The organism is Dyadobacter sp. AC419 (genome assembly GCF_979253085.1).
This window is the reverse complement of record NZ_CEEDCD010000019.1, coordinates 559,479-580,697: the sequence shown is the minus strand read 5'-3', so window position 1 is coordinate 580,697 and position 21,219 is coordinate 559,479. Positions and strand designations below refer to the sequence as shown.

The 21,219-nt window shown below is 45.9% G+C and carries 14 protein-coding genes and 1 pseudogene; 10 read left to right on the top strand and 5 right to left on the bottom strand.

The window, feature by feature from the left end; genetic code table 11:
- Positions 1-113: 113 nt before the first annotated feature.
- On the top strand, positions 114-908 hold the full coding sequence (locus AC0IYG_RS16005) for an MOSC domain-containing protein (RefSeq protein ID WP_471712092.1): 795 nt from the start codon (positions 114-116) through the stop codon (positions 906-908).
- On the opposite strand, the gene AC0IYG_RS16000 is transcribed toward AC0IYG_RS16005, so the two are convergent.
- A complete protein-coding gene (locus tag AC0IYG_RS16000) occupies positions 909-2,183 on the bottom strand; it encodes an MFS transporter (protein WP_471712091.1) in 1,275 nt (424 codons plus the stop codon).
- Positions 2,184-2,351: 168 nt separating this feature from the next.
- Between AC0IYG_RS16000 and AC0IYG_RS15995 the strand changes: the two genes are divergently transcribed.
- The 9 genes and pseudogenes from AC0IYG_RS15995 (at position 2,352) to AC0IYG_RS15955 (ending at position 14,277) form a co-directional block, all read left to right on the top strand.
- Complete coding sequence (locus tag AC0IYG_RS15995) at positions 2,352-3,155, top strand: hypothetical protein (RefSeq protein ID WP_471712089.1); 804 nt, start codon at positions 2,352-2,354, stop codon at positions 3,153-3,155.
- A gap of 139 nt (positions 3,156-3,294) precedes the next feature.
- Positions 3,295-3,996, top strand: coding sequence for a LytR/AlgR family response regulator transcription factor (locus AC0IYG_RS15990; protein WP_471712087.1), 702 nt, complete (start codon positions 3,295-3,297; stop codon positions 3,994-3,996).
- A gap of 4 nt (positions 3,997-4,000) precedes the next feature.
- Positions 4,001-6,121, top strand: coding sequence for a tetratricopeptide repeat-containing sensor histidine kinase (locus tag AC0IYG_RS15985; RefSeq protein WP_471712086.1), 2,121 nt, complete (start codon positions 4,001-4,003; stop codon positions 6,119-6,121).
- A 57-nt stretch (positions 6,122-6,178) separates the two neighbouring features.
- Positions 6,179-6,712, top strand: a complete 534-nt coding sequence (locus tag AC0IYG_RS15980; RefSeq protein ID WP_471712084.1) for a hypothetical protein — start codon at positions 6,179-6,181, stop codon at positions 6,710-6,712.
- A gap of 102 nt (positions 6,713-6,814) precedes the next feature.
- A complete protein-coding gene (locus tag AC0IYG_RS15975) occupies positions 6,815-8,188 on the top strand; it encodes a thioredoxin family protein (RefSeq protein ID WP_471712083.1) in 1,374 nt (457 codons plus the stop codon).
- A 117-nt stretch (positions 8,189-8,305) separates the two neighbouring features.
- Positions 8,306-9,349 carry a sensor histidine kinase gene (locus tag AC0IYG_RS15970; RefSeq protein ID WP_471712082.1) on the top strand — a complete coding sequence of 348 codons (1,044 nt, stop codon included), beginning with the start codon at positions 8,306-8,308 and terminating at the stop codon, positions 9,347-9,349.
- A 143-nt stretch (positions 9,350-9,492) separates the two neighbouring features.
- Positions 9,493-10,602 carry a sensor histidine kinase gene (locus tag AC0IYG_RS15965; protein ID WP_471712081.1) on the top strand — a complete coding sequence of 370 codons (1,110 nt, stop codon included), beginning with the start codon at positions 9,493-9,495 and terminating at the stop codon, positions 10,600-10,602.
- A gap of 4 nt (positions 10,603-10,606) precedes the next feature.
- Positions 10,607-11,390: pseudogene (locus AC0IYG_RS15960) on the top strand (LytR/AlgR family response regulator transcription factor).
- 61 nt (positions 11,391-11,451) lie between these two features.
- Entirely contained in the window at positions 11,452-14,277 is a 2,826-nt protein-coding gene (locus AC0IYG_RS15955) for a PQQ-dependent sugar dehydrogenase (protein WP_471712080.1), read from the top strand.
- A 3-nt stretch (positions 14,278-14,280) separates the two neighbouring features.
- Here the strand turns inward: AC0IYG_RS15955 and AC0IYG_RS15950 are convergent, their stop codons facing one another.
- From AC0IYG_RS15950 to AC0IYG_RS15935, 4 genes are all read right to left on the bottom strand, one after another.
- Positions 14,281-15,408: a metallophosphoesterase family protein gene (locus tag AC0IYG_RS15950; RefSeq protein WP_471712079.1), complete on the bottom strand. Its 1,128-nt coding sequence runs from the start codon at positions 15,406-15,408 to the stop codon at positions 14,281-14,283.
- Positions 15,409-15,502: 94 nt separating this feature from the next.
- A complete protein-coding gene (locus tag AC0IYG_RS15945) occupies positions 15,503-17,671 on the bottom strand; it encodes an ArnT family glycosyltransferase (RefSeq protein WP_471712078.1) in 2,169 nt (722 codons plus the stop codon).
- A 124-nt stretch (positions 17,672-17,795) separates the two neighbouring features.
- Positions 17,796-20,246 carry a TonB-dependent receptor gene (locus AC0IYG_RS15940; protein WP_471712077.1) on the bottom strand — a complete coding sequence of 817 codons (2,451 nt, stop codon included), beginning with the start codon at positions 20,244-20,246 and terminating at the stop codon, positions 17,796-17,798.
- 96 nt (positions 20,247-20,342) lie between these two features.
- Positions 20,343-21,158 carry an AraC family transcriptional regulator gene (locus AC0IYG_RS15935; protein WP_471712076.1) on the bottom strand — a complete coding sequence of 272 codons (816 nt, stop codon included), beginning with the start codon at positions 21,156-21,158 and terminating at the stop codon, positions 20,343-20,345.
- Between the last annotated feature and the right edge of the window lie 61 nt (positions 21,159-21,219).

Here is a 21,219-nt window from a genome sequence, read left to right as displayed (position 1 = left end):
TCCGATCGTTTTTGGATACATATAAACAATTATACCAATGTCACTGGGAATGGTTTTTTACGACAATCTAAATATTTCCATGGATCTTTGATCCGCACCATAATCTTCCGCAAATGCATTTATCAGAAATATGGGTCTATCCCGTTAAATCCCTCGGCGGAATTCGTCTGAAAGAATCGCAAGTAGAAGAGACCGGATTGAAATACGATCGCCGCTGGCTGATTGTCGACGAAAAGGGAATTTTCATGACGCAGCGCGTGAATGCGCAAATGGCCCTTCTGGACGTGCAGTTTGACGAAGCGGGCTTAATCATATGGCATCGTTACCAGCCTGAAAAACAGATCCTTATTCCTTTTCAAAGAGAAAGTAATGAAGAAGTCCGGGTGAAGATCTGGAAAGATTTCGTGCTTGCCCGAACCGTTTCTTATCTGGCGGACGAGTGGCTTTCGGAACATTTGGGGAAACCGGTGCGGATTGTAGAAATGACTTCTGCAACATACCGCCAGCTAGATCCATTATATGCCCACGGCGTGAGTCATGTGAGTTTTGCAGACGATTTTCCTTTTCTCCTGATCTCACAAGCTTCACTGGACGACCTCAACAGCCGACTCGCAGACCCGGTTACCATGAAGCGATTCCGACCCAATTTTGTCGTTGCCGGAACATTGCCGTATGCCGAAGACCATTGGAAAAATATCACCATTGGAAACACGAGATTTGAAGTGGCCAAGCCTTGCGAGCGCTGCATTATGGTGACGATTGATACAAAAACGGCTATTAAAACACCTGAACCATTGAAAACGCTGGCCAGTTACCGCAAAGTAGACCGGAACATTTTCTTTGGGCAAAATGTAATCGGGCTGGAAACAGGCATGGTTCGCGAAGGGGACGAAGTTGTGCTTATATAATCATTGAGCGCTTATTGTTGTCAATTTCTGCGTTTTCAGAGTTGGAATGACGATTATTGTAATGATCGTGGCAAGCACCAGTGCAGCGGACATGAGCGTGTATGACGCATTGAAATTTCCCGTTTCAGTGTTAAGATAACCCACGAGATACGATCCCGCAAAAGAACCCAAAGCACCGAGACTGTTGATCAAACCAATGGCTCCTCCGATCACATTTTTTGGCAAAACATCCGCAATAGCGGCGAAAAAAGGCCCATAAGGCGTGTATAATGCGCCTCCTGCGATGACTAGCAATGTATAAGAGAGCCAAAATTTTTCCGGTCCGAGCCAGACGGTTGCGTACAAACACACGGCGGCAATCAGCAGAAAAGGCCAGATGAAGACTTTTCTGTTGCCCGTTTTATCAGAAAAATAGGAAGCGCTCAGCATTCCGATCACAGCCAGTAAATAAGGAACGGAAGACAGCCAGCCCGTCGTCACCATGTTCATATCCGGCGCAGCTTTAATGATCGACGGCAGCCACATTACAAAACCATAAACGCCCACGCTCCACAGCAGATATTGCAAGGCCAGCAAAATGACCTTTCGCGACTTGAATGCTTCTGCATAATTCTTCACCGGTTTAATGCCAACCTGTTCTTCTTGAAGCCTTTTTTCCAGCTCCAATTTTTCCTCGTCGTAAAGCCATTTGGCTTCCATAGGACGTTCGTCGATCATTTTCCACCAGATGAATGCCCAGAGAATGCCAGGCGCTCCCTGCAAAATAAACATCCACCGCCAGCCCATGGAATCGATGAGATAACCGGATAAAACCGACATCCAGAGCACCGTAACGGGATTTCCAAGGATCAGGAAAGTGTTCGCACGAGATCGTTCTTCTTTGGTAAACCATTGGCTAAGCAGGATCAGCATTGCGGGCATAACCGCGCTTTCAACGACACCAAGCATGAAGCGGATAATGATCAACGTTGTAGTATCGTTGACCATTCCCGTGGCAGCGGCCAAGCCGCCCCAGCAAATTAAGGAAATGAAAATGAGCTTTTTAGCTGCCTTATGCGCTGCATATTGTGCGCCTGGAATTTGGAAAAAGAAATAGCCGAGAAAGAAAAGTGAGCTTAGTAATGTAGATGTGTTGGGTGTAATGTTGAGATCGCCCGCCATGCCGCCAGCGACCGCAAATCCGAAATTGGCCCGGTCCAGATACGCCAGGCTATAAGTGACAAATACAACCGGAATGATCCTGTACCATCTTACCTGCGCCAACTTTGGTTTCATGCTTGCTGAATGTAGACTTTTTGAAAAAGAATGAAGGCAGAAAACGGGCGATTATACTAGTTTTTGAATGCAAAGGCTCTCGCGCCCGCGTTGCCGAATGGTAAATGCTGGCGACCGCTGTCTTTGTTAACTAATTATCTGTTAAAGCCATCCGTCATTCCAATCACCATGAAACACATTATGATCCTAGCGCTGTTTGTAACAGTGCTTGCTTGTAAAAAAGATGATATTAAGGAGCCGCTTGTCGAAGCAGAACCATGCCAATTAGCGGGATATGTGACGGACACGACAGGATCGGGAGCGCGGGTGGAGATCTTTTACAATAACCAAAACCTGATCAGCGGAACCACTTACGCTTACACCGGATATTTCGGCGACACCACCAAATTGTCGAGCACCGTAAGTTATTATGATCAGCAGCGCCCATCGGTTGTGACCAATGCGAGCCAAGGCATGAATGTAAAATTTGAATATGACGCGAACAAGATTTTGGTAAAAAAGACGTGGTATGAAAAGGAAGTTTTGCCGCGATATGCAACCAAATTTGAATGGAAAGCCGGAAAAATAAGCCGCATTATTCAGAGCACTTTTGTGGCAACCGGATCGGCAAATGATCCTGCAAATTACAAGGAAACGGAACAGGCATATGCCTTGCTCGAATTCAGTGAAAACGGGAATTTACAAACGATAAAACGCTTCCGGATGGATGATAAACCATCGGCCGCATTCAAGTTTGAATACGACCAGAGCCCTAATCCTTTTCGAAAGATTTATGCCATTCAAAGCACTTATTTCGACGATTACGCGCATTTAATGTCAGCCAATAACATTACCCGGACAACCATTGACTATCCTGAAACGACCAATGATTTTGTGATCGATGTTTCGCGTTCATACAATGCGGACGGTTACCCGCTGGACGGCTTTTACCCTACGCACCGGGCACTTGCATTGACTTACAAATGCAAATAGAATTCGCGTTTCAATGCATTAGTCCAAAAAAAACTTCCTTCGATGCAAACACTTTATTAACTGGGTTTATCCGGCAAATGGTTTTGTATATATTGAGGCTCATTTACGAAATCCGCTTATGACCGGCAGTACGCATCCCATGGTACGTTTTCTTGCAATAGACGACAATCCGCTGGACTTATTTTCAATTACAGAATACGCAAAAGCATTTCCATTTCTGCAAAACTGCGGCACTTTTCCCAATGCACTGGAAGGATACGAGGCGCAGCAATACATTAAGCCCGATCTGGTTTTTCTAGACATTGAAATGCCCGGCATCAGCGGACTCGATCTGCTTCGGAAAATAAGGTCGGATGTGACGATGGCCGTTTTTATAACATCTCACCACGAATTTGCGCTGGACGGTTATGAGTTGTCTGCGCTGGACTACATTCTCAAACCGCTTACTGAAGAACGCTTCGCTGACACTGCGCGCCGGGTGCGTGAATATTCGCTTATGAAACAGCGTGCAGAGGCCTATGAAGTACTTTTTGAGCAGGATATGCTGACGATCAAAGAAGGTTACAACCACATTAAGCTGGCTCAGAAAGACATTATTTATCTGGAAGCCATGCAGGATTACACCAAGATCATTACGCAGCAGAAAAATTACGTAACGCTCTCAACATTAACTTGTTTCATGGAACAGCTTCCAGCGGACCGTTTCATGCGCGTGCATCGGAGTTATGCCGTTTCCCTCAATCAGATCAAGGAGCTGCGGCACTCGGAAGTGGTTTGCAACAATGCCGTTATTCCGGTTGGCAAAACTTATCGGTCTGCCATCGCCAAGCTCAGAATCTGACCGCATGCAATCAACTTTACATGTTACAATCCTGCTTTTGATCTCGTTAACGACGGCATTTGGTCAGGTTATTCCGGATCTGACAAAATATAAAACCACCAGAGACAAGCTCGAAGCACTGGCCGATTATTGCGATTCGCTCGCAGCAGTTGACGATCTGGAAACAGAAAAAATTATTGCCCGTTATGCGCTGCGGATTGCTCCGGCAAATGATTATTACTACCGGTCAATTTTTCTTTACAACCTGGGATACGCTTTCGAGGAGACCAATGATGACACTTCGATCTATTATCACGAGCTGTCAATGGCCGATGCACGAAAAGACAAAAACGGAAAGCGAATTCTGATGTCTTTGAACCGTCTGCTATATTCCTACAACAACTCGGCAGGCCACAAAGAGAAGGCCGGACCGATTCTGAAGGAGATGCTAAAAAGCATTGACACCACCAGAAATGAGTATGAAAAGTCCACCATTTACGCGACCATCGGCAATTATTTCGGTTCCAAAGGGCAGTACAATACGCAGGTTGATTATTTATTAAAAGCCATTGCTATCAAAAAAACACTGACTGAAAACGGCAAAATCAAGGACCGGGAAGACATTGTAGTGGACCTGATTAGCCTTGGCGAACTATTTGCGCAATTGCAGCAAGGCGAAAAAGCACTTTATTATACCAAAGAAAGCAGAAAATACATTGTCGCTTACAAACCTTATCTCAACTATTATTATAGGGATATGTCAACCGCGTATCTGCTTAACAAACAACCGGCGGCGGCACGGATGTACTATGACAGCGTTACTGCAATGATGCTGGAAGACAAACAGCAAAGAGGCCGCTATGCCGCCAGAATCGCGCTCGACCTGACATTTGCAGACTATTATCTGACGGATAAAAAGCTGGATAGCGCTGACATTTACGTCCGTCGTGCCAATGAATTAGCTCCCTACGGCGCGGATGATTTTCTGATGTCACAAGTCAATTATATGACAGGAGCAATGCTGATGGCGCGAAGACAATATGCAAAAGCCCTGCCCCTGTTGAAGGCTTCGGAACCGAACAGTGACGGATTGGGACTGGAAATCCATGTTGCATTATTGCAGTCGCTCGCCAAATGCTATGCGGCAACCGGCCAGTGGCAGCAGGCATATGCTTATTATGACAAATATGCGCCATTAAGGGATTCGTTGTACATTGAATCTTCGCAAAAAAGTATTGCGGACGCCGAAGCAAAGTATCAGAATAAGGACAAGCAACAACAAATTGAGGTCAAAAACCTGCAAATAGACCGGGCAAAAAAAGAACGGCTTTGGTTGATTTCGGGACTTATGCTGCTTGTAGTTTCCCTTGCGTTGCTGGGCGTCATTTACCGCAACAAGCGCAAAAACGCGGAAATACTGGACGCGAAAAACCGGGAACTGGCAACATTGATCAGCGAATTGGAGGAAGCAAACCGCACCAAAGCGAAACTTTTCAGCATTATCAGCCATGACCTGCGCTCGCCGATCAGTCAGGTTTATCAGTTTTTGAAATTGCAGCAACTCAACCCTAACCTGTTGAATGAAGGTCAAAAAGCAGAGTTAAGCAACAAAATCCAGACCGCCACCGGCTCGCTATTGGAAACGATGGAAGATCTACTTCTTTGGTCCAAAACACAGATGAACCAGTTTAAAGCCGACATTCAGCCGGTGGAAATTGCCCGCATTGCCGAGCAAAGTTTGCGACTTTTACAACTCAATATTGAGGCAAAAAATCTGCTTATTGAAAATGAAATCCCATCCGGGATCATGGTGGAAACCGATCCTTACTATTTACAGGCAATCATTAGAAACCTGCTGCAAAACGCCGTGAAAGCATCTGATGAAGGCAGCTTAATCCGCTTAGGAGTAACAAAGAATGGGCTTGCGCCAGCGCTTTTTATAGAAAATTCGGGAACAGCATTTACACAGGAAGCATATCTGAACATTTTATCCCAAAAGGAAAATACGCAAGGCTTGTCCGGTTTAGGCCTGAAACTGGTTGAAGAACTTTCAGAAAAAACCAGCCTCAAAATCCGATTCGAAAACCCTTCACCAAATATGACAAGAACATTGGTCACGTTTCCTGACCCAGCCGCTTCAATTTAACCTTCCGGTTACATACTTGACTTTTGGCTTTCGCGTTGAAAAACAAACCCCGGAGCTGTGTTTATCAAACAGACTGCAATCCTTTTGTTATGCTATCAATTTGCGGCTGCGCAGTCCTACACGCAGCTCAGAGGCGCTTTCGGTGGAGAAGTTTATGGCATTGCTCCGAAAGGCGCCGCCACTGCAGAGGTAATGTTCGGCTATCGGGGAAGATCCTTTTCTAATGTCCAGCTTGGACTTGGTGCTATTGACGCAGGCGCATTCAAAAGTCCGGTTGTATCGGGCGCACTTACACAATGTTTTCTTTTAAATCCTTACAAATCCAATTCCTGCTCCCCTGCCCCAGGTGCACGTGTCTTGGAAATTTATCTGGAAGCAGGGTTAGCCGCGTTTCTGGTGGATCGTTATGATGGAATCGCTGGCGCTCGCAATAAGCAAAATCTCCTGACGCCGCTCGGAGTCGGAGGTTGCCGCTTTCATTTCGTCACGGACAAATTCATTTACATTTTAAAAGCCCGTTTTACGCCGGCATTAATGGCAAACGAATTTGCTTCAAGCGCTGGCATTGCATTCGGTGTCGGCTGGAGATGACCCTTGGGTTATAACTTCAAACTAGTTCGAAGATTTAATGTAATCTCAACAAACGGTTACAAAAAAGTTTCTAGTTTTGGGCGAACTCCAATCATCCGGACTATGAGACTATTATTACTCGCCTCTTTTCTCTTTATTGCCATTCCAGGCTTTGCCCAAATCGAATTTGTGGATCCCAATATGTCCTGGGAAGAAATTGCAAATATGGCAAAAGCAGACAAAAAACTCGTTTTCATTCACATTGAGGGCACGGGCTGCGAACAATGTAACACCGTGGCTACGCAAGGTTTCAGCTCGCCGGTGCTGAAAGAAAAGTTTGCTAAAAACTTTGTATCAACCCGGCTTAATATGGAATCGCCGAACGGCCAGAAATTTGTCAAGAGGTTCAAAATTCCGCATCCTTTGATCTCACTTTTTGTCGATGCCGACGGCAATGTTTTGCATAAACATGTGGGTTCCACTTCCAGCGGCCAGATCTATTTACAAGAAGCAGACATCGCCATTTCAAAAATCGGGCAAAAGCCGCTTGTCGATTTTGAGAAAGAATACAAAGCCGGCGAACGGTCACCTGCTTTTTTGAAGCAATACATGACGCGTCAGCGGGAAATGAATATTCTTGTTGACGATCTCCTGGAAGAATATGCTGGCTCATTGCCAATTGATTCACTGCAAAATTTCGAAACCGTCAAATTCATTTACAAAATGAGCCCGGCGGTAGACAGCAAAATTTATAAACTGATCCAGGCAGCGACATCACGAAAACTGATTGATAGCATTTACAAAAGCTTGCCTTTCCCCGAGGCAGTTGCGCTCAATAATGGCATCATTGGAAACACATTTAACAAAGCGGTCAGAAATAAAGATGAGAACCTTGCTTATCAGGCAGCCAGCTTCGTTCAAGGCACTTATACCAATGACTTTACCGCCGGCCATGTGGCCTACCAAAGAAGCCTGAACCATTTTTATTTCGCTATAAAAGACACTTCCAACTACATTCAAGGTGCCAAGAGCTTTCTTAACAACATGTATTTGCCGCTTTCTGTCGACTCCCTGAAAAGGATTGATGCAAAATATATGCAGCAACTCAGCACTACTACAAAACAGGGCAAACAGAGTGGCCCGATGCCAATCACCTCAACCTTTGCCCCTCCCTCGCAGTTTTACCATATGGATCTCAATGAGAATGCGTGGCATTTTTATCAAATTTCCGCCAGAAAAGGTGACTTAGAAGCAGCACTGATCTGGTCGAAAAGATCAATAGAGTGGTTTGATGAGCTTAATAAAGACAAAAACCACCCTATGACCCTCGGAAATCCCGCCTATCTGGACACTTACGCGCATTTGCTCTACAAACTGGGTCGCAAGGAAGAAGCGATTGAATGGCAGACAAAAGCAGTGGCAGCAGGCAAAGCGGCTAAGCAATTAACGCCTTCAATAGAAACGGATCTTGCCAAAATGAAGGCAGGCACGCTTTGATGTGCGTCAAAATTAGGATGCGAAAGATGATTTGAAAAAAAGAAAACCTGACTGATAGGTAATTTTTTACGGTTCTTTATTTTTGACTTTATCTTGTCAAAACCCTCGTTAAGAACCTTGAAGCCGCGCTTTTTTTCCAGATATGAATGGTGGTATCACCTCGCCATGATGCCGGTTTTTTTCGCTGTCGGCAACTACTATTTTATTGGAGAAAGTTATTTCAGAAATTTCAGCACTTTCATCGCGGCCACGGCGCTGGTTTTCGTGCTTTACTGGTTTTCAATTGTAACACTCACGGTTGTTGTCCGGTGGGTTATTAACCATTTTCCGGGTGTAGACCAAACCAGTAAGCGACTCATTGTCATGCTGCTGGCCGTGGGCGACTTGACAATGCTGCTTGCTGTTTTTGATGTGTGGGCTTATAGTTTAGTCCCGGCTTTTGGCGTGCGCCTGATATGGGATAATATCTGGCCGATTATGATTTTGGGCGTTCTTTTTGACGTTTTCCTGTGTGCTATGCTGGGCCTTTTTTATTCACTCGAGCAATGGCGGAATAATGAGGCGGAAAGTGAAAAACTGGAAAGGCAATCGTTACAGCACCAGTTTGACGCGCTAAAAGGACAGGTTAACCCGCACTTTTTATTTAATAGTTTGAACACGCTTTCTGCGCTGATCGGTGATGATCAGGCCAAAGCAGAAGATTTCGTGGAAGACCTCGCCAAGATTTATCGTTACATTCTGCAAGGTTCCAAAACAGACCTCGTTCCTGTTCAGTCCGAGTTCGAATTTTTACAAACTTATGCGCGGCTGCTTAACGCCCGCTATGGCGAAACGCTCCAAATTATCCAGCCTGAGCCCTATTCCGGCGATTTGTTTGTGCCGCCGCTCGTGTTGCAGGTTTTGGTGGATAATGCAATCAAATTCAACACCATGACCAAAGCCAGACCGCTCATTATCAGCGTGGAAATTGCATTCAGCCAACGCATACGGGTCCAAAATAATATCCAGAGTAAAGTAAGGCCCATGCTGACCGATCAAGGCGGCCTTGGCGGATTGCAGGCGAAATATCACGCGATCAGCAATCGCGAAGTGCGTGTAGAACAGACGGACGAACATTTTGTAGTGACACTTCCTATGTTATCCGCCCGTGTTCGCACGTAGCAATACGCATTGCGCATTTCTTGACAATTCATGTGATTATTCAAACAACTGATACAAAATCCATGCATTGTTTTGTCAGCCTTCATTTACTTTTGAACCAACTAAATAACTGAGCAGACGACGGTCTCAGGCGGACAGGAAAAATGGCAACCGAAAGACTAACCGAAAAAATATCTGGCGTTTTCAGCTCAAAAAGCCGCTGGTCTTATGCACTGACCATGCCGGCTTTCCTGATGTTTTTTAATTATATCATGGTCGGCCCGGGCTTCGTACGTAACTGGCAAACCTTCCTGGGAAGCACATTGCTCAACGGGTGCCTGCTCACAATAACGTTTCTAATCCAATCAAAAGTTAACGAGGACATTGCCAGCCGATATCCAAGGCTGGACCAGACGCCGCGCAGAATTTTCGTGTCTATTTGCGCTCATGCTGTTTTATCAGGCGTGTTTTTGCTCCTGATCGCCTGGCTTTACGTTGGTTTCAAATTTTTCGGATCCACGCTTACGGTGAACCGAGTTATAATGCTTTACCTGATTAATATGGCAGCGATTTTGTTGGTCATGGGAATCCAGGAATCGTTTCACGCCATAAGCCGGTGGAAACAGCACGAAGTGAACCGGGAACGCCTCATGAAAGAGAATGTAAATGGCCAGCTGGAAAGTCTCAAAGCGCAGGTCAGCCCTCATTTTTTGTTTAACACATTGAATTCTTTATCGACCCTCATTGCCGAAGATCCGCAAAAGGCGGAGCAGTTTGTTGACGAAATGGCGCGGGTTTACCGCTATTTATTACAAACCAATCATGCTTCGGCGGACGATGGAGAATTCAGTCAACTCACGACGTTAAGGAAGGAATTATCATTCATGGATTCTTACGGACATTTGCTAAAAACACGTTATGGCGACGGAATGAAGCTTTATATTCATGTTGAAAAGCATTTGCTGGAATACAGGATCCCGCCGCTTACCTTGCAGCTTTTGGTTGAAAATGCCGTCAAACACAATGTGATCAGGGTAAGCCGTCCGCTGACGATCTTCATATTAAGCACTCAGGACGGACAACTGATGGTGCGTAATAATCTGCAAAAAAAGACACTTACTGCCGGCGCTGAAAATCTTGAATCGACGGGTGTTGGATTGGTCAACATTATTACAAAATACAAATTGCTGAAAGCACACCAGCCCACATTGCGCGAGCCGCTGATTGAAAGCACCCATGAATTTTTTACTGTAATCCTGCCATTGATAGCCTGAAAATATGAACGCACTCATTGTTGAAGACGAAGACCTGTCTGTCCGGAGATTAAAGAAACTGCTGACCGAAACCGCACCGGCGCTAATAATTAGCGGCGTTACAGACAGCATTGAAGAAACGGTGGAATGGCTTTCCGCTAACCAAAAGAATGGTATAGCAGATCCGGATTTAATTTTTCTGGACATTGAATTATCTGACGGCCAAAGCTTTGAGATTTTTAATCGTGTCCAGGTGAGCAGCACGATCATTTTCACAACGTCTTATGACGAATATGCATTGCAGGCTTTCAAGCTCAACAGCATCGATTATTTGCTCAAACCGATCCACCGTGACGACTTGCAGAGAAGCCTGCAGAAATATGAGAACATGCGTGCACAACCCGCAACCGATTCGCTTGAAGGCATTAAAAAGTTGCTTGAAAGTTTCAGGCAACCCGCCAGAAATGATTACAGACAACGTTTTCTGGTCAAACAAGGGCAAAAAATGCTTTCGGTTGAGGTGAGTGAAATCGCGTACTTTTTTACGGAGGAACGTTACAGCTTTTTCATCACCGATAACAATCAAAAACTGCTCGTAGACTACACATTGGACGAACTGGCAGACGTGCTTGACCCCGACCGCTTCTTCCGCATTAACCGCGGCATGATGGTCACGCATAAATCTGTAAGACAAAATTGACCCGTATTTTGGAAACCGGCTTGCGCTGAGCTTGCGGCCATTACACAATAAGGAAGTGCTCGTCAGCCGTGAGAAGGTGAGCGATTTCAAGCATTGGATGGGAAAATGACGAAGTAAGAATTTTTCGTTATTTATTGTTATATTTCCAGTAAACTCTAAGTTTACTATTTATGACAAACCTATACTTTCGTTACCAGCGCCTGACCCGCGTGATGAAGAACGCAATTTCGGGCGCTGCATTAATTTCCTTAGCCGCTTTTACAGCGCAGGATACGCCCCCAAAACCGGATGAAAGCCGTTTTACGCCCATTGTTGTGGCCGACAATCTCGACGAGCCGATGGTTTTTGAAGTCCTCCCCGACGGCTCCGTATACATTGCCGAGCGGAAAGGCGCTTTGAAAAAATACAATCCATTGACCAAAACGACGGACTTGATTGCGACCATTCCGGTAAACACGAAATACACCAGCGCAGAAGGAGTTTCGCGGGAAGCCGAAGAAGGATTAATGGGCTTCACAATGGATCCCAATTATGAAAAAAACCACTGGATTTACCTTTACTACGCCCATCCAACCGAGAAAAAACACATTCTCGCACGCTTTGAAATAACGGATGAGCAGCTGGTCGAAAGCTCTAAAAAGACGGTGCTCGAAGTTGAAACCCAGCGAGAGGTTTGCTGCCACACCGGCGGCGGCATGACCTGGGACAAAGCGGGAAATCTGTATCTGACAGTCGGCAATAACACTGGAAATCAGAAGGCTGCGCAAACTGACGAGCGTCCCGGACGCGCCAGCTGGGACGACCAGGGACATGCAGGAAACACCAATGACCTGCGTGGAAAAATTCTTAAAATCCATCCCGAGCCAGACGGTTCTTACACCATTCCCGAAGGAAATCTTTATCCGAAAGGCACAGCCAAAACACGTCCGGAAATCTATTCAATGGGTCACAGGAACCCGTGGCGAATTTCCGTTGATAGCAAAACGGACTATTTATATTGGGGAGAAGTGGGTCCGGATGCGAGTGAAGATTCTGAGATTGGGCCGAGAGGTTATGATGAAATGAACCAGGCGCGTAAGCCGGGGAATTTCGGCTGGCCTTGGTTTGTGGGTGACAATCAGGCATTTCCGGTTTATGATTATGCTGCAAATAAACCTTTGGCTAAAAAAGATCCGGCTAAGCCGATGAACGAGTCGCCAAATAACACCGGCCTCAAAGAGCTGATGCCGACAGCTCCGAACTTCATTTACTATCCTTATGGCGTTTCTGACAAGTTTCCGCTGGTGGGTTCAGGTTCACGAAGCGCAACGGGCGGTCCGGTTTATCACCGCTCGGATTTCAAAGCGCCTTCCCGCCCCTGGCCGGCTTATTACGAAAATAAATGGATCGCCGCAGACTTTTCCCGCGGCTGGATCATGGCGATTTCCATGAACGAAAACGGTGATTACCAGTCGATGGAGCGCGTGCTGCCAAATTATCATCCGGTTCAGCCTATCGACATTAAATTTGGTCCTTCCGGCGATTTATATGTGCTGGAATATGGCAGCAACTGGTTCAGAAAAAGCGAGAATTCTAGATTAATCCGGATCGAATACAATGGCGGAAACCGCAAACCGATCGTGCAGGTTTCAACCGACAAAAAAGGCGGCACCGTTCCTTTTCAGGCTAAGTTATCGGCGGACGGGACAAAAGATTTTGATGGCGACAAGCTGAAATACAACTGGAAAATCACAGGAACCGGCGCTGCTCCACAAACATTTAACACTGCAAACCCAACCGTAACATTTGCCAAGCCAGGCGTTTACACCGCAAATCTGACGGTTACTGATGCCAAAGGCGCAGCAAACTCACAGTCGATCAAGATCATCGCGGGCAATGAACCACCAAAAGTGACGGTTAATCTGGAAGGCAATAAAACATTCTTTTTCGCCGGAAAACCAATTCCTTATGCTGTCGATGTGGCTGATAAGGAAGATGGAAGTCTTTCTGACGGAAAGATAAAAGCGGATCAGATCGCGGTGAGCATTGATTACGCGTCGGAAGGCTTTGATTATGCGGAAGTGATTCAGGGTCAGCGGAGTGTGGATGCAAGCACGCAGTTTGCCGTGGCGCAGGTTTTAATCGGAAAAAGCGATTGCAAGGTTTGCCATCAGCCTAATACAAAGTCAGTTGGCCCTTCATTTGCGGACATTTCCAATAAGTACAAAGGACAGCCGGGTGTCTCAGAAAAGCTGGTTGAAAAAATTCTGAAAGGCGGCTCTGGCGTTTGGGGAGAAGTGGCGATGGCCGCCCACCCTGCTTTGCCCATTGCTGATGCGGAAACAATTGTGAAATACATTCTTAACAGCACGGATAAAACGCTGAGCACATTGCCGGTTAAAGGTGAGTATACACCCAAAATTCCCGAAAAAGACAATGGAAAAGGCACCGTGCTGATCCGTGCGGCATTTACAGACCGATCCGTAAGCGGAAACAAAGCGATCCCGGCGCAGACAACCGAAGAAATGATCGTGTTGAGAAGCCCTGAAATCAATGCTGCCGAAGCACCTGTGGTGCAGGGCGCTGAAATGAAAGCACTCGGCACGGCTGGCCTCGGTTTCAGCGTAGTAACTTTTGCCAACAGCTTTCTGGCATTCAAAGAGCTGGATTTGACGGGAATTAAGGAGCTTGAAATGAATGCGGCTGCGCAAAAACGCGAAGGTGCATTAGGCGGAAAAATTGAAATCCACCTGGACTCACCTACGGGCACATTGGTGGGTGAAAAGCAAGTGGAAGTCGCCCCTGAGGTGGATATGGCAAAGCTGATGGCAGAAATGGAAAGTCAGAAAAAGCCTGGCGAAACCGTCAAGCCTCCCCGCCGTCCAACACGCGCTCCGGTTGTGGTGAATATTCAGCCTACGAGCGGCAAACATGACATTTACCTCGTGTTCAAAAATGATGAGGCCAAACCGGTCGAACCATTGATGACGCTTTCTAAAATTACTTTTAAGCAATAACTGCTAAATTTCAATCTCGAAACGATCGGTCAGGACAGCATTCATGCCTGGCTCGATCGTTTTTTCATGCGGAAGCGCATAAAATTCGATCGTCAGACGAAGTCCTTTATCTGTTCTTTCGATTAAAACTTTCAAAAACCCGTGCTTGTTATCGCAGTAATTTTCCAGTGAAACATTGTTAAAAAGCGCATTGCTGCCCGTAAAACGTGAATCATTTACAGAAGCCACGGCGTGCAGCTCATCATAACCGCCTCCGCCTGCAACAATGAAAGGAACGGTTTTTCCGTCAAAATAGCGTTTCGAAAATCGCTGATAATTGTGGACGTGTCCGCTAAAAACAATATCCGGCCGCACGCCGGTCTGTTCGAAAACACCATCCAGAAACTGGATCATTTGCAAGCTCGAACCGTGATTAATATCCGCTGAATAAGGCGCGTGGTGCACACATAGAATGATCGCTTTATCCGGCCTTTCCGCGTCCGCGCTGCGCAACTCTTCCAGCAGCCACTTTCTCTGATCCGGCGTAATGTTGCCGAACTTGGTCACGTTGCCATACATGCCGATGATGCGCGCAACGGGCGTAATCAATGACCAGAAAACATTAGGCTGGGTCATACTTTTGCGCGCTGCACCGCCGCTGAAAGAAACCGTTTGCGGCTGTTTATCACAAAAAACCTTCGTAAATGCATCCAGACTTTTGTACGAAACGCGGCTGTCGGGATTGACGTCGCTGTCGTGATTGCCCGGGATTGCGAAAATCGGCCCAGGATATTTCTGGTAAGGGTCAAAAAACTGACGCTTATACTGGCTTGCTTCACCAAAATTATAAACGATATCCCCCAAATGATACAAGAACATGGGTTCGAGCCCTGTGCCATCCGTTTGCTGATATTGCTTGATCATTTCCCCGACAACGAGTTTCTGAAAATCCGGATTGCGAATGCTTCCCGTGTCGCCAAGCATGTGAAATGCAAGCTTATTCCGATCATTTAATGACTGAACATCTTCTAAATCAAGATGATATGGATATTTTCCGGAAGGTGCTGGAAGTGGCTGAAATTTATAGGAGTCGTCCGGCTGGTTTTTCTTAATGACCGGTTTGTCGTATTTCTTGTCGAAAAAAGAATTCATTCAGGTGCAAATAACGTTCGTGCAATCATGCCCATTTTGGTTATGGACACAATTTTACAACGGGGCAGCTCCTTTTTTGGTTCTTTACAAAGTGTTAAAACAAAAGCCGCTCAGCGCTTTTATGTTTGAGCTTAACCAGGCACAGCCGCGGCGCTTTGTATATCGTATCAATGTTCGCCTTCGGGATGAATGTCTCGGCTAATCCGGCGTCGTCGGCCAGCACGTAATCGTAGTAAAATGGTTTCTGTGCATTGGGTAAGGCAGCCAATTCGCGCCGATAACGAATGTATTGCATTTGCCCGGGCTGAGCCACTTTTGTCGCCGCAGCTGCCCAGTAATGATAAAATCCGAAATCATTTCGAAAAAGCACGCCTATGTTTTTCTTGTCACCATTAATGTGTGTCAGCAATGGCTTGAAACTGTCGTAATCCAGCTGGTGGCTCAGAAAGTAACTTTTTTCCCTTTCGGTTGCGAAAACGGTTGCTGTTTTATCTTCATCATAATAACCTAATTTATCCAGCATCCTGAAAATCCGCAGCCGCTCCGCATATCCCGGCCATTGTTTGAGCGGATGGCAAGTTTGTCCTTCAACGAAAGTATAATAAGGGCTCAACTGATCTTGAAAAAGCTTTGTTTGTGTTTCATCAGACGAACAAATGGCGACAGGAATGTGTGCAATAAAGTTTTGGGTGAGGTAAACGAGCGGGACGAGTGCCTTGTTAGGATTTCCGTAAACGAACACCGAAGAAAGCAAAAACAACGGCATTGCGATCAGAAGGATTTTCCAGCGCAGGACGTGAGAAAAAACATAGCTGACAAGCAAACCGCCTATCGCGAAAAATGGCATGTGCGTTCTGCTGCTCCAAAGCTGAAATTTCAATAACGTACAAAACAGCACAAAACCCAGGATCGCGCAAAGCCATAACCACTTCATTTCCCATCGCCCGCGCATGAAAAATAAGGGCAGTGACGCAGCAATGATCAACCAGAAATGAAAAGTATTTGCCGCCATATCTTCATGAACGGAGTAGCGTACACGGAACCAGTCGAGCCGGAGCGCGGGATCGTCAATGTCTACGCCAATCGTGTCGTGCAAATTTCTTATTTGCTGTTCAATAACCTGATTATAAGCAGTATTAGGCAAGCTCATATGCAGGCTCGCATTCTTGACAATCCCGGAAATTGTGAAAAGAAAACCATGTTTGTCGACTGGAATTTTCTCTGCAAAAAGCCTTGTCTCTTCCGGCGGGCTCATTACACTCCCGAACAGCGAATAATTGCGAACGAAGAAGGCAGTGAAGACTAGAAAGAACAGGCCAACAGCCAGCGCCAGCACTTGTACAGCATAAAGGATCTTGTACTGAATCAAAATCCGGACAGCGAAATAGGCTGTAAAAGGAATCGCAAAAATCAGAATGGTGTATTTTGTAAAGCCGCCGAAAACGAGCGATAACAACATGGCGAGTAGCGTGCTGAAACTTTTCTTTTCGAGCAGCTCGATGCCGAAATAGACAAATGCGATGAAGAAAAAACAGGCAACGTAATCGACCTGCGTGCTTGTGCTTTCAAAAATCCCGATGGGCAATGTGAGCAAAAACATGGCTGCGAGCAGCTGACCGCTGGTTTTCATCCCCAGTTTTTTGGCGATCAAACTCACAGCTGCCAATGATCCGATAAATGATCCAAACTGAATTAATCCTGCAAATTGGTCACATCCTGAAAGTAAGACGGTGTGCAGCACCAGATATTCTGCGAAGACATTGAGATACAACTGGAAAATATGCTGCGTCGGGAAATGGTCCAGATTACCATTGTCGATCCAGAAAAGGATTCGGTTCAAATGGTAACTATGCGTGTCAAAATTATTTGGCGGCGAATAAATGGCCAGAAAAAGCAGCGGAACGATGTAAAATAGGATTGAGCAAATGACCGCAGTCCTCGCCGTTCGGCTCATGCCTCGAAGCTGCATGAGTGGCCTCCAATCGGCTAAATGTTTAAAACTAAGCGGGTTACTTTTTCTTTGATAAAAAAGATAAGCGCAAAGCGATAAGACAACCGTAATCCAGAACCATGCGGCGCTGATAGAATTAATGCCATTAAACGTTGAAAACACCTCATTGTAGACGAACGCTAGCACAGCACACGCTATCAACGACTGGATTATGGCGATTCTGACCTTTGTATAAATGCCTTCGCCTGACAGCGATAAATAGCAAACAATGAACAGCAAAAACGCCGAAACGGGCAGTAAAATAAAATTCATGTGAAGGGGGCCCGATCAAAATAAAGCTTAGCCGGGTCTTCAAAACTACAAATTCCCGTCAGATTTGACGATTCCAATGTTTAAAAGTCACCATTAATTACTTTTCGGTTTGTGTGAAGCCGGATCAAAACTCCTTATCCCCAAATTCACTGACCGGCAGCTTCGTTTTTCTGGTCAGCGAGTTGAGGTTGTAACTCAGATTAAGCATGAAAATATCCGTTTCCTGAATGTAATTGGTCGTTGTAAAAAAGTTTTTCCCAAATGTCGTAATGCGCTGCTCATTCGATCCCAATAATCCCATATCGATATTTTGCCATTGCAGCAATGCTGACAGCCTGCCTTTCATGAACGTCTTTTTAACAGAAAGGGCCGGATTGAAAAACTGTGAATCCGTTCCTTGCGCAGTGACTCTTTTAGATAAATAATTGACAGTCAGCTGCACATTCATCGTCGAAGATAACTTCAGACCCGTGTTCGCATTGACGGAATATACAATCCCTGAGTTGTTTACAGCGACATCATTGTTAAAAAGCGAGCCTTTGATCTTGTAATCGTAAACATTTGCGCCGGCATAAAACTGCCACCACTTAGCAAGTTGCAAGGTCGTTCCCGCTTCAACTCCCCACGAAGTCGCTATGCCGGCATTGGTGTAAATCCGGTTCAAAATTGTGTCGTTATAGACGCTGTTCACGCGGTTGACCACATTCTTAATGCGCTGATTATAAGCCGTAAGAAATGCACTTCCCTTTCCAAAGTCTTTAACCACGCCGATTTCTGACAAATCTATAAACTCAGGTAAAATCTCAGGATCGCCCGATTCCAAAGTCTCCGAATGCTCCCGCTCGGGGAACGGATTGAGCTCGGCGTTGGTCGCGCGCTGCACGCGTTTGCTGTAACCCGCTTTCGCTTTAAATGTTTTGCTAGCCTGATATTGCAGATTCAATGTTGGAAAAAGGTTCGATAAATTGAGGTTACGGACCGCATCATTGCCTGCCGTGAACGCCCGCGTCGCATATTCATAACGCAAACCCGCAATGTATTCCAGCTTGCCCGCCTTCGCGCCATACTGACCATAAACCGAATGGATTTTCTGCAAAACCTTCGTATTGCTGCTGAATTCAGGCACAATGTCAAAGGCGCCGGTTTCCAGATTTTGGTTTAAATACTGAAAATTTCCTTTTTGCTCCTGATTCCGGAATTGATAACCCGTTTCAAACTTTCCTTTCAGCACATTAATGCTGTAATCCGCGCGCAGCCGATAGGCTGTCAAAGGATTTTCGCTCGGGTTACGCGTGTTTTGCAAAACATTCTGACGGTCCGGCTCGGCAAGGTTTACGTTCGTAGTTAGTCCTTCCAGGTCGGCCTGCTCATAAAGCCCCGAGACGCTGAGCGTCGATTTATTGATGAATGTGTGTGTATAATCTAAATTTCCGAGCGTGATATCCGCAGTTTTCTTGGCAATGTTGGAATTGAAATAGGTGATGCGGCCCACATTTTCCTGAGTGCTCAAATCCGTTTTCGTATTGTTGTAAACGATATCTGCCCGCCGCGCCTGTGACCGGTAACCTTTGTACAAACCGGCTGAAAACGCATTATTGGCATTCGGTGTGTAAGTGAGCGATGTGCGGCCGGTGTAATTGTAGCGAATAAAGCTGCGCTCGCCATCAGACGGAAAGGAAGTAAAAATGTTGTCAATCGTCGTGTTCACATCGCCTACGCGCCTGCCCGCAATGTCGTTACGCAGGTAACTTCCGCTAATCTGAAAATCCCATTTGGAAGTGCGAATGTTGTAAGCCGCGTCGCCGCCAAACCGGAGTGGATTCTTCAAATTATTGTAAGTATGGATTGCAGGCAGCCCGCCCTGCACATTGACAGAAAACGAACGCTCGCCTGCCTGCGGCGCTTTGGTCGTAATGTTAATGATGCCGGCCTTCCCATCCGGGTCAAACCGCGCGGATGGGGAAGTGATCACTTCCACATTTTCAATCAGGTTTGCGGCGATCTGGTTCAGCACCAAAGTAGGATCCGACTGCACGGGCTTGCCATTAACAAGCACCAGAAATCCGGCTGATCCGCGCAATGTAATGTCGCCCTCGCTATTCACCGTCACCGAAGGCGTGTTCCGTAACACATCGATGGCAGTGCCGCCCCGGCTTCCCAAAAATTTATCTGCGCGGTAAACCTGCCGGTCAATTTTGTTTTCCACTCCCGCCCGATCTCCTACTACATTCAGCTCGCGCAATGTTCGGGCATCAGCGCTGAGCTCGACGGGCTGCATAAGGCTTGCACCGGCTAATGCGGGAAGCGTGAGGCGAAACTTATAATATCCAATGTATTGTGCTTCAATGTAATACTTTTCCTGTGCTACATTTTCAAAACGATAGTTACCAGACTCATTGGTGATCAGACCATTAACCAATGTTGAATCAGAACTTTTGTATAATGCCAGTGAAGCAAATGCGAGCGGCTTTTTCGTTTCCTTATCCGTCACCTGGCCCTCGATACGGAAGTTATTTTGTGCGTATGCCGACAAACCTGCAACCCATAAGGCCAGGATTGTAATAAAAAATTTCATTCTGAATAAATTTCGCCTGCCCGTAATGATTGAGCAGGCAAATATATCTCTTGCAAACTAGTAGACTTAGTAGATTACGATCAATAACTGGTACATTCAGGAAATTCCCTTGCGATAAATGGCAGGAAGAACGCCGATTTGTCGTTTGAAAAACTTGTTGAAATGAGAAGGATCACTAAAACCCAGCTCATAGGCAATCTCAGAAAGGGTTTGATTTGAATACAACAAGAGCTTTTTTGCTTCCATATTCAACTTTTCGGTAATGATTTCACCCGCCGTTTTGCCCAGTGTTTTTTTACAGAGATTATTGAGTGTTTTTGACGTGATCGCCAGCTGACTTGCGTAAAAACCGATTTCGTGATCTGTTTTGAAATGAGTGTCCAGTTCGCTGAGAAACTGTTTCAATTGCTCCGGAAATGGTGCGACCTGCTCCGGTCCCGCTTCGCGTTTCAGCAAATTAAAAAGGAGTTGCAGATAGGTCTGGATTACTGCATGAAAATTTTCCTGCTTCTGGTTGTACTCGTTTTCAATGTTTGTAAAAATATCCGAGATCGTCGCGTGAACATGGTCCAGCGCATATCCGCTCTTGAATGTTCTCGGGAAAGTTTGAAACAAATGGTCGTAAAACGGCTGGTTAAGGAGAAAATCCTTTTGCAGCATGATCACAAATCCTTTTGGAACAGCGGTCAGTTCCCAGCTGTGGATCTGTCCCGGCATGATCATATATAACGAAAATGGCTGCACGTCAAACGACTGATGATCAATGCGATGTAAACCGGCTCCTTCATGCAGAAAAATGATTTCGAGGTAATCTTTATGACCGTGCGGATTGGTCGTCTTAATCACCTCTTTCATTCGCTTGATCCGGAAAAGCTCGTCTTCCAGCAGTTTATTTTTAATCGGGATGGTCATGGGTTTTCAATTTCAATGCTTTGGCCAAAGATGCCTTACAGCATAATTAATCAAAGATTTT

Excerpts from the sequence above, each read along its gene's own strand:
- AC0IYG_RS15950 (WP_471712079.1), bottom strand. The coding sequence starts at position 15,408 with ATGAATTCTTTTTTCGACAAGAAATACGACAAACCGGTCATTAAGAAA.
- AC0IYG_RS15945 (WP_471712078.1), bottom strand. The coding sequence starts at position 17,671 with ATGAATTTTATTTTACTGCCCGTTTCGGCGTTTTTGCTGTTCATTGTT.
- AC0IYG_RS15940 (WP_471712077.1), bottom strand. The coding sequence starts at position 20,246 with ATGAAATTTTTTATTACAATCCTGGCCTTATGGGTTGCAGGTTTGTCG.
- AC0IYG_RS16005 (WP_471712092.1), top strand. The coding sequence starts at position 114 with ATGCATTTATCAGAAATATGGGTCTATCCCGTTAAATCCCTCGGCGGA.
- AC0IYG_RS15990 (WP_471712087.1), top strand. The coding sequence starts at position 3,295 with ATGGTACGTTTTCTTGCAATAGACGACAATCCGCTGGACTTATTTTCA.
- AC0IYG_RS15935 (WP_471712076.1), bottom strand. The coding sequence starts at position 21,158 with ATGACCATCCCGATTAAAAATAAACTGCTGGAAGACGAGCTTTTCCGG.
- AC0IYG_RS16000 (WP_471712091.1), bottom strand. The coding sequence starts at position 2,183 with ATGAAACCAAAGTTGGCGCAGGTAAGATGGTACAGGATCATTCCGGTT.
- AC0IYG_RS15965 (WP_471712081.1), top strand. The coding sequence starts at position 9,493 with ATGGCAACCGAAAGACTAACCGAAAAAATATCTGGCGTTTTCAGCTCA.
- AC0IYG_RS15995 (WP_471712089.1), top strand. The coding sequence starts at position 2,352 with ATGAAACACATTATGATCCTAGCGCTGTTTGTAACAGTGCTTGCTTGT.
- AC0IYG_RS15955 (WP_471712080.1), top strand. The coding sequence starts at position 11,452 with ATGACAAACCTATACTTTCGTTACCAGCGCCTGACCCGCGTGATGAAG.
- AC0IYG_RS15985 (WP_471712086.1), top strand. The coding sequence starts at position 4,001 with ATGCAATCAACTTTACATGTTACAATCCTGCTTTTGATCTCGTTAACG.
- AC0IYG_RS15975 (WP_471712083.1), top strand. The coding sequence starts at position 6,815 with ATGAGACTATTATTACTCGCCTCTTTTCTCTTTATTGCCATTCCAGGC.